The organism is Arthrobacter sedimenti, from assembly GCF_042652025.1.
GTDB classification, from domain to species: Bacteria; Actinomycetota; Actinomycetes; order Actinomycetales; family Micrococcaceae; genus Arthrobacter; species Arthrobacter sedimenti.
This window is the reverse complement of record NZ_JBHSDQ010000011.1, coordinates 88,782-97,894: the sequence shown is the minus strand read 5'-3', so window position 1 is coordinate 97,894 and position 9,113 is coordinate 88,782. Positions and strand designations below refer to the sequence as shown.

The following is a 9,113-nucleotide window of genomic DNA, read 5'->3' as shown; positions in this document are numbered from 1 at the left end:
AACAACTATTAGGTCGAGGCCCCGAACCACACGGTTCGGGGCCTCCCACATTTAAACAAACAAACCACCTGGCCCGCCCCGAAAACCCCCGCTCACCTCTGACAACAAAACCACCAACCCCCGCTCAGTTTTGACAGGTAAACGAGCAACCCCAGCTCACCTCTGACACCCAGGACAGGAACCCTCGCTCCGCACCGAGGACAGGCACATGGGCCGCCCCGATCCCGTGTGAGAGCGCGTTCGGGGAGGAGCTGCCAGATGTGAGCGGGCGTTGATGGAGAGGCTGCCAGACGTGAGCGGGCATCCCTCGTTGTGTGAAGATGGCCACGATACCGCTGCCAGGGCTCCTACCGTTCCGGGGAATTTTGCGGCTCCACTAGAATTGATGAAGATGTACGGACTTCGAAGCGCTTGATTTCGGGTTGCGTAGGAAACGAAACGAGCGGCTGCAGTTGCGCCAGTGGTCGGCTCACAACAGGAGGAATCCATATGGCCGAGCACAACGGTGGCAACCGCGGCAACGACCGCGGCGCGTTCCGCGGCAACAACAACTCCGGCGGTGAGCCCCGCGGCTTCAGGTCGCGGTCCGACCGTGACGGCAACAACTTCTCCCGCGGTGGAGCTACCGGTGGCGGGGAGCGTAAGTCCTACGGTGATCGGCCGCGTCGGGATGGTGAAGGTGACCGGCGTGGTTTTGGCGGTGGTGCCGGTGATCGTCGTGGTTTCGGTGGTGGCGGCGGTGATCGTGATCGGAAGCCTTATGGTGATCGTCCGCGTCGTGATGGCGAGGGTGAGCGCCGCCAGTTCGGTGACCGCGACCGGAAGCCCTATGGTGATCGTGACCGTAAGCCGTTTGGTGATCGTCCCCGTCGTGATGGTGAGGGTGAGCGCCGTCAGTTCGGTGACCGTGACCGTAAACCGTTTGGTGACCGGCCGCGTCGCGATGGTGAGGGTGACCGGCGTGGTTTCGGCGGCGGGACCGGTGATCGCGATCGTAAGCCCTACGGTGATCGTGACCGTAAGCCGTTTGGTGACCGGCCGCGTCGCGATGGCGACGGGGACCGGAGTGGTTTCGGCGGTGGTGCCGGTGATCGCGATCGTAAGCCCTACGGTGATCGTGACCGGAAGCCTTATGGTGATCGTCCGCGTCGCGATGGTGAAGGTGACCGCCGTGGTTTCGGCGGCGACAACCGCAAACCGTTTGGCGACCGGCAGGAACGTGCGCCCCGCAGCTTTGACCGCCGAGACTCACGTGCCGAGTCCGGCCGCGGCGCAGGCCCCCGCGACTCCGGCCCCCGCGACTCCGGCCCCCGCGGCTTCGGCCGCGACCGCCAGGAAGAGCGCCCGGCACGCGTACCCAATGCTGCCGATCTTCGCAGCGCCAACCGGCCGGACCGGGAACGCTCACCCGAAATCGACGAGGACGTCACGGGCAAGGAGCTCGACCGCGCCACGCAGCACCAGATCAAGACGCTCGAGTCCAAGAGCGCGGAATGGGTGGCCCGCCACCTGGTCATGGCCGGCCGCCTGATTGACGACGAGCCCGAGCTGGCCTTCCAGCACGCCCTTGCCGCCAGCCGCCGCGGCGGAAGGCTCGCGGCCGTCCGTGAAGCCGTCGGGCTGACTGCCTACGCCGCAGGCCACTACGGCGAAGCACTGCGTGAGTTCCGCACCTTCCGGCGCATCAGCGGCTCCAACGTGCACCTGCCCGTGATGGCCGACTGCGAGCGTGGCCTGGGCCGGCCGGACCGGGCCCTTGACGTTGCCCGTTCCGAGGAAGCCCAGGATCTGGACGCCCCGGGCAAGGTTGAACTGGCCATTGTTGCCGCCGGCGCCCGCACCGACCTCGGTCAACTGGATGCCGCAGTGGCGGAACTTGAGATTCCGCAGCTGGACATCAACCGTGCGTTCTCCTACAGCCCGCGTCTCTTCCGCGCCTACGCCGACGCACTTGCCGCTGTCGGGCGCGATGAAGAGTCGCAGAGGTGGAGCCGGCAGGCCGTGGTGGCGGAAAATGCCCTGGGCCAAGGTATGGATGAGGAGCCCGAGATCATCGACCTCGGCTGGGATGAGGAAGAAGAAGCCCGCCAGGAGGCTGAGCGCCGCAGGATGCTGGAGCGCGCGTCGCAGGCCGCAGGCACCGGGGCTGCTCCCGAGGCTTCGGCGACGGGCCCGGACTCCTCCACCCCGGAGAGCAGCCGCGCCTCCGAAGCGAAGGCTGTCCAGGACAGCAGCATCGACGACCAGGACGCTGACTACTTCGTCTCTGACGACGCCGAGTCTGATCAGGACTCGGTGGAACACGACGAGATTGAGCTCGACTCCGCATCCGCGGACGAGCCCGGCAACGAGGACGCCGCGGAAGACGAAGGCCCCGTGGAACACCATGACAGCGCCGACACCTTTGCGAATGAAGAACGGCGGGACTGACCACCCATGGCTGACGTTTCCCTGGTTTCCCGCTTCGATGCCCTGCTGGCCGACCTGGATGGCGTGGTGTACGCAGGGCCGCACGCCATCCCCGGAGCAGTGGAATCGCTGAAGCAGCTCTCCGGGCTGGGCATCGGTTTGGGCTACGTGACGAACAACGCCTCCCGTTCGCCTGCGGAGGTGGCAGCCCACCTGCGCGAGCTTGGTGCACCCGCCGAGGACAACCAGGTGGTCAGTTCCTCGCAGGCGGCGGCGGACCTGCTGGCGTCGCTGCTGGCTCCGGGGTCACGGATCCTCATCACGGGCAGCCCGGCGCTGGCCCGGGAAATCGAGCTGGCCGGTCTGGTGCCGGTGGGCAGCCAGGACGAGGAACCGGTGGCGGTGGTGCAGGGCTTCAGCCCCGGCATTGGCTGGAAGGAGCTGGCGGAAGCCACCTATGTGGTGAACGCCGGCGCCCTCTGGGTGGCCACCAACACGGACATGACGATTCCGCAGGCGCGCGGGATCGCCCCGGGGAACGGCACGCTGGTTGCAGCCGTTGCCGCCGCTACCGCGCAGCAGCCCAGAGTCGCGGGTAAACCGGAGGCTCCGCTGTTCCACTCCGCTGCCAAACGCCTTGGGGCCGAGCGCCCCCTGGTGGTGGGGGACCGGCTGGACACGGACATCCTGGGCGGCAACAACGCCGGCTTCGCCACCGTGGCGGTGCTGACCGGCGTCGACACGCGAGAGACGATCCTTGCGGCCCGTTCCGCTGAACGGCCCAACTACGTCATCGGGAACCTGGCGGACCTGCACCGCCCCTACCCGGACGTGACGCAAGACGACGGCACGTACGCGTGCGGGGACGCGACGGCACGGGTGGCCAACGGAGCGGTGGGCATCATCGGCAGCCAGGACGACTTGAACTCCTGGCGGGCGGCGTGCGCCGCCTGGTGGGCGGAGACGCCGGACGCCGCAACCCCGCAGGCACCCAAGCTGGTGTGGCTCAATCACTAGACTGGTTCAATGACTGAGCTGACCGAACCGGACGACTCGACAGCCCAGCCCACCCCGGAGTGGCCGCAGGCGGCCTCCCGGGACAGCGGGCAGGAGATCAGCGATCCGCAGGTGGCGCGGGCCGTGGCCAGGCTTTCCGACATACCCGGCCTCCCTGCGGCAGATCACGAAGCTGTATACAACGGACTCCACGACGAACTGCTGGCGGCCCTGAACAGCGATCCCATCGACCAGGTCAGGGCGGCGGCCGACCGTGCCGGCGGGGCAGCCTGATGCCGGTCCGCCTCGACCAGGCCCTGGTGGCCCGCGGCCTGGCGAGGTCGCGCACGCATGCAGCCTCTCTGATCGCCGAAGGCAAGGTCAGCTCGGGAGGCCAGGTCCTCGTCAAAGCCTCCCTGCAGGTTGACGAAAGCCGGGACCTCGCCGTTGAACTTGATGACCAGGACACCTACGCCAGCCGGGCCGCCCACAAGCTGGCCGGTGCCCTCGATGCCTTCCCCGAGGTGTCGGCGCAGGGCAAAAGGTGCCTCGACGCCGGTGCCTCCACCGGGGGCTTCACCGACGTCCTCCTTCGGCGCGGCGCCGCGCACGTGGTGGCGGTCGACGTCGGGCACGGCCAGTTGGTGCCGCACCTCCGCAACGATCCCCGCGTGGACGTCCACGAGGGCATGAACGTCAGGTACATGGCGCCGGCCGACATCGGCGGCCCCGCGGCCCTGACCGTGGCGGACCTGTCCTTCATCTCCCTCACCCTGGTGGTGCAGCCGCTGGCGGACTGCACCCAACCGGGCGGCGACCTGGTGCTGATGGTCAAGCCGCAGTTCGAGATTGGCAAGGACCGGCTGGGCCGCACCGGCGTCGTCACCTCGGAGCGTGAGCGGCGGATGGCGGTCGAAAAGGTGGCCAGGGCAGCGCTCGACGCCGGGTTGGACCTTTGCGGCCTGGCGCCCAGTCCGTTGCCCGGGCAGGACGGAAACGTCGAATACTTCCTGTGGATAAAACGCAGGATCAGCAAAGACTTGCCTAAGATCGAAGAGCGAGAGGCAGCAGCCGCTGCGTTGCTCGGACAAATCTGGCCGAACCACTAGAGAGCGGAACCTGATGAGCAGGCGTGTACTGGTCCTTGCCCACACCGGCCGCGAGGAGTCACTGAAAGCCGCCTGGGAGGCCTGTGCCCTGCTGCACGCCTCGGGCATGGTCCCCGTGATGCAGGAGTCCGAGCTGGGGGACATGGAGCGGTTCTTTGGCCACCTGGCCCAGCCAGTGGAGGTGCTCCACGACCATGTCCAGCTGCCTGATGTGGAACTGGTCATGGTCCTTGGCGGAGATGGAACCATCCTGCGCGCCGCCGAACTGGTGCGCGAGGTGGATGTGCCGCTGCTGGGCGTGAACCTGGGCCACGTGGGCTTCCTGGCCGAAAGTGAGCGGGCGGACCTGGCCCAGACCGTCGAGTGGATCGCCAGCCGCGAGTACACGGTTGAAGAGCGCATGACCATCGACGTCCAGGTGTGGGTTCGCGGCCAGAAGATTTGGCACACCTGGGCTTTGAACGAGGCCGCGATCGAGAAAGCCAACCGTGAGCGGATGCTGGAAGTGGTGACCGAGGTGGACGAGCGTCCGCTGACATCCTTCGGCTCGGACGGCATTGTGCTGGCTACCCCTACGGGATCCACGGCGTACGCGTTCTCCGCCGGCGGGCCCGTGGTGTGGCCGGAGGTGGAGGCGCTGGTGATCGTGCCCATTAGTGCCCACGCGCTCTTCGCCAAGCCCCTCGTCGTGTCGCCGCGGTCCAGGCTGGCTGTTGAGGTGCTGGGCCGCACGGACGCCCAGGGGGTCCTGTGGTGCGACGGCCGGCGCTCCGTGGATCTGCCGCCCGGCGCGCGCGTGGAGGTGACCAAATCGGCAACCCCCGTCCGGCTGGCCCGCACCCACCAGACCCCGTTCTCGGCACGCCTGGTCCGCAAGTTCGAGCTTCCCATCCACGGCTGGCGCGGCCCGCTGCCCAAGTCCGAGGCCGTGCACACGGGGCCCATCCCCGTGGTGCGGACGCCGCGGCCCATGCCGCCGCTGCCCGTGCCGCACGTTGAGAACCCGGGCAGTGATCCCGATCCGTCGACTGCAAAGTGAATCCATGCTTGAAGAACTGAGAATCCGCGATCTGGGCGTCATCACCGACGCAACCCTTCCGCTAGGCCCGGGACTGAGCGTGGTAACCGGCGAAACCGGTGCCGGCAAGACCATGGTGGTCACCGCCGTCGGACTGCTGCTGGGCGCCCGTTCGGACGCAGGAGCCGTCCGCAGCGGGGCGAAAAGTGCCACGGCCGAGGCCGTGCTCAAGCTCGATACCGGACATCCCGCCGTCGCCCGTGCCCTTGACGCGGGCGCCGACGCTGAGGAGTTCGACGGCGGCACTGAACTGATCCTGGCCCGCCGGCTGGGTGCGGACGGACGGAGCCGCGCGTTCCTTGGTGGCCGCGCCGCGCCCGTGGGCGTCCTGGCAGAGATTGGCGAATCGTTGGTGGTGGTGCACGGCCAGACGGACCAGATCAGGCTCAAGGGCGCCACTGCACAGCGCGAAGCCCTGGACAAGTTCGCCGGCGAGGCACTGGCCAAACCGCTGGCCGCCTACCAGGACCTGTACAGCCGGTGGAAGGCCAGCCAGGCGGAACTGGACAGTCTCCGCAGCGCCGCCCGCGACAGGCTCCGCGAAGCCGAATCCCTGGAGGCGGCCCTCGCGGAGATCGATGACGTGGATCCGCAGCCGGGGGAGGACGAGCTGCTGAAGGCCGAAGCCGTGAAGCTTGCGAACGTTGAGGAGCTGCGGATTGCTGCCAGCACCGCGCACCAGGCCCTCATCGCCGAGGACTTCGGTGAGGCGGGGGATGCCACTACATTGGTTGACTCGGCCAAACGGACCCTTGAGCACGTGGCCGAGCACGACGCTGAGCTGGGGTCTGCGGCCTCCCGCCTGGCCGAGGTGGGCTTCCTGCTCAACGACATCGCCACCGAGCTGGCCAGCTACCAAGCGGGCCTGGACTCTGAGGGCCCGGAAAGGCTCGCCGAAATCGAGGACCGGCGCGCCGCCCTGGCCAAGTTGGTCCGCAAATACGCTCCCACCATCGACGAGGTGCTGGAGTGGGCGGACAAGGCACGCGTCCGGTTCGACGAGCTGCAGGACGATTCCTCCCGCATCGAGGCCCTGGACGCGGAAGTGGTCCGTGCTGAAGCGGACCTGAAGAAACAGTCGGCAGCCATCAGCAAGGTCCGGGCCAAGGCCGCCAAGGACCTCTCCGCCCGGGTCAGCGCCGAACTGAAGGCCCTGGCCATGGCCGACGCCACGTTGGTGATTAACCTCGATCCGGCTGCCCAACTGGGCCCCTACGGCGCGGACGAAATCAGCTTCCTGCTGCAGCCGCACTCGGGCGCCCCGGCACGGCCGCTGGGCAAGGGCGCGTCCGGTGGTGAGCTCTCCCGCGTGATGCTGGCCATCGAAGTGGTGCTGGCCGCCGTCGATCCCGTCCCCACGTTCGTCTTCGACGAAGTGGATGCCGGCGTAGGCGGACGTGCCGCCGTCGAGATCGGCCGCCGCCTGGCCATGCTGGCACGCCACGTGCAGGTGCTGGTGGTCACCCACCTCCCGCAGGTGGCTGCCTTCGCGGATCAGCACATCACCGTGACCAAGACCTCGGTCAGGGGAGCCGACGGCGGCACCGCCACCGGGTTTACCTCCAGTGATGTCCGCCTCCTCGATGAGCCGGAGCGGGTACGTGAGCTGGCCCGGATGCTTGCCGGCCAGGAGGATTCCGAATCGGCGCAGGCGCACGCCCGCGAGTTGCTGGATGACGCCAAGCTCCTGCCGCAGCGCGCCTGACCTGCGCACCCACGTGAAGGCGTAAATGATGATAGGCTCGAATTCCGTGGTGCAGCGATCAAATTCCCGTGTAAATTCCCGGTTCCCGGGCTCCTCCAAGACGACCAAGCACATTTTCGTCACTGGCGGTGTGGCGTCCTCGCTCGGTAAGGGACTGACGGCCTCCAGCCTTGGTCATCTGCTGCGGGCACGCGGCCTGTCCGTCACGATGCAGAAGCTCGATCCCTACCTGAACGTGGATCCGGGCACGATGAACCCCTTCCAGCACGGTGAGGTCTTCGTCACGGACGACGGCGCCGAGACGGACCTGGACATTGGGCATTACGAGCGCTTCCTCGACGAGAACCTGGAAGGTTCCGCGAACGTGACCACCGGCCAGGTGTACTCCACCGTGATTGCCAAGGAACGCCGCGGCGAGTACCTCGGGGACACCGTCCAGGTCATTCCGCACATCACCGATGAGATCAAGCGCCGCATGCGCCTGCCTGCCGAGGGCAAGAACGCGCCGGACGTCATCATCACCGAAATCGGCGGCACCGTTGGCGACATCGAGTCCCAGCCCTTCCTCGAATCCGCCCGCCAGGTCCGCCAGGACATCGGCCGGAACAACGTGTTCTTCCTGCACGTCTCCCTTGTGCCCTACATCGGGCCTTCCCAGGAACTGAAGACCAAGCCCACCCAGCACTCAGTAGCCGCGCTGCGCTCCATCGGCATCCAGCCCGAGGCCATCGTGATCCGCTCGGACCGTGAGGTGCCCGAGGCCATGCGGGAAAAGATCGGCCGCATGTGCGACGTCGACATCGACGCCGTGGTGAACGCCGCCGATGCCCCCAGCATCTACGACATCCCCAAGACCCTGCACGGCCAGGGGCTGGACTCCTACATCGTCCGTGCCCTGGACCTGCCGTTCAAGGACGTCGACTGGACCAGCTGGGACCGCCTCCTCGAGGCAGTGCACAACCCGAAGCACCACGTCGAGATCGCCCTGGTGGGCAAGTACATCGACCTGCCGGACGCCTACCTCTCGGTCACCGAGGCGCTGCGCGCCGGCGGCTTCGCCAACGAGGCCAAGGTCAAGATCCGCTGGGTCCCGTCCGACGAGTGTGAGACCCGCGAAGGTGCCATCAAGGCGCTCGACGGCGTGGACGCCATCTGCGTGCCGGGCGGCTTCGGCATCCGCGGGCTCGAAGGCAAGCTGGGCGCCCTGAAGTTCGCCCGCGAAACCAAGCTGCCGGTCCTGGGCCTGTGCCTTGGCCTGCAGTGCATGGTCATCGAATACGCCCGCAACGTGGTGGGGCTGGAAGGCGCCTCCTCCAGCGAGTTCGAGCCGGACTCCAAGTACCCGGTCATCGCCACCATGGAAGAGCAGCTGGAGTACGTCGAGGGCCGCGGCGACCTGGGCGGCACCATGCGCCTGGGCCTGTACGAAGCCAAGCTCGACGAAGGCTCTGTCATCGCCGGAACCTACGGCAAGACCACCGTCAGCGAACGCCACCGGCACCGCTACGAGGTCAACAACAAGTACCGCGAGCAAATCGCGGACAAGGGCCTGGTCTTCTCCGGCACCTCCCCGGACGGCAAGCTGGTGGAATTCGTCGAGCTGCCCGCCGATGTCCACCCGTACTACGTTGCCACCCAGGCGCACCCCGAGCTGAGCTCGCGGCCCACGCGCCCGCACCCGCTGTTCGCCGGCCTGGTCAAGGCTGCGCTGGACCACCAGAACGCGAACCACCAGGACGCTGCCGACACGGCGGCGCCCGCGGACGGCGAGCCTGCAGCATCGGGTAGCGTTACCGCTAAGTAGTCAAGAGAACAC

7 protein-coding genes are annotated in these 9,113 nt (G+C 67.5%); all 7 read left to right on the top strand.

The genetic code is table 11. The features are described 5' to 3' along the window. Positions 1-489: 489 nt before the first annotated feature. From ACFO0G_RS18850 to ACFO0G_RS18820, 7 genes are read left to right on the top strand one after another with little or no spacing between them, the layout of a single operon-like run. Complete coding sequence (locus ACFO0G_RS18850; protein WP_376979505.1) at positions 490-2,430, top strand: hypothetical protein; 1,941 nt, start codon at positions 490-492, stop codon at positions 2,428-2,430. Positions 2,431-2,436: 6 nt separating this feature from the next. Next, complete coding sequence (locus ACFO0G_RS18845; RefSeq protein ID WP_376979503.1) at positions 2,437-3,426, top strand: HAD-IIA family hydrolase; 990 nt, start codon at positions 2,437-2,439, stop codon at positions 3,424-3,426. A gap of 9 nt (positions 3,427-3,435) precedes the next feature. Continuing rightward, positions 3,436-3,699 (top strand): hypothetical protein, encoded by a 264-nt coding sequence (locus ACFO0G_RS18840; protein ID WP_286403262.1) that lies wholly within the window; start codon positions 3,436-3,438, stop codon positions 3,697-3,699. After that, on the top strand, positions 3,699-4,514 hold the full coding sequence (locus ACFO0G_RS18835; RefSeq protein ID WP_376979501.1) for a TlyA family RNA methyltransferase: 816 nt from the start codon (positions 3,699-3,701) through the stop codon (positions 4,512-4,514). Before ACFO0G_RS18840 ends, ACFO0G_RS18835 begins: the two co-directional genes overlap by 1 nt. A 13-nt stretch (positions 4,515-4,527) precedes the next feature. Further along, on the top strand, positions 4,528-5,553 hold the full coding sequence (locus ACFO0G_RS18830) for an NAD kinase (protein ID WP_376979499.1): 1,026 nt from the start codon (positions 4,528-4,530) through the stop codon (positions 5,551-5,553). A gap of 4 nt (positions 5,554-5,557) precedes the next feature. Next, positions 5,558-7,297: a DNA repair protein RecN gene (gene recN, locus ACFO0G_RS18825; protein ID WP_376979497.1), complete on the top strand. Its 1,740-nt coding sequence runs from the start codon at positions 5,558-5,560 to the stop codon at positions 7,295-7,297. Between the two features lie 28 nt (positions 7,298-7,325). After that, positions 7,326-9,101 (top strand): CTP synthase, encoded by a 1,776-nt coding sequence (locus ACFO0G_RS18820; RefSeq protein ID WP_286403268.1) that lies wholly within the window; start codon positions 7,326-7,328, stop codon positions 9,099-9,101. Positions 9,102-9,113 lie beyond the last annotated feature (12 nt).

Excerpts from the sequence above, each read along its gene's own strand:
- ACFO0G_RS18850 (WP_376979505.1), top strand. The coding sequence starts at position 490 with ATGGCCGAGCACAACGGTGGCAACCGCGGCAACGACCGCGGCGCGTTC.
- ACFO0G_RS18845 (WP_376979503.1), top strand. The coding sequence starts at position 2,437 with ATGGCTGACGTTTCCCTGGTTTCCCGCTTCGATGCCCTGCTGGCCGAC.
- ACFO0G_RS18840 (WP_286403262.1), top strand. The coding sequence starts at position 3,436 with ATGACTGAGCTGACCGAACCGGACGACTCGACAGCCCAGCCCACCCCG.
- ACFO0G_RS18835 (WP_376979501.1), top strand. The coding sequence starts at position 3,699 with ATGCCGGTCCGCCTCGACCAGGCCCTGGTGGCCCGCGGCCTGGCGAGG.
- ACFO0G_RS18830 (WP_376979499.1), top strand. The coding sequence starts at position 4,528 with ATGAGCAGGCGTGTACTGGTCCTTGCCCACACCGGCCGCGAGGAGTCA.
- recN (WP_376979497.1), top strand. The coding sequence starts at position 5,558 with ATGCTTGAAGAACTGAGAATCCGCGATCTGGGCGTCATCACCGACGCA.
- ACFO0G_RS18820 (WP_286403268.1), top strand. The coding sequence starts at position 7,326 with ATGATAGGCTCGAATTCCGTGGTGCAGCGATCAAATTCCCGTGTAAAT.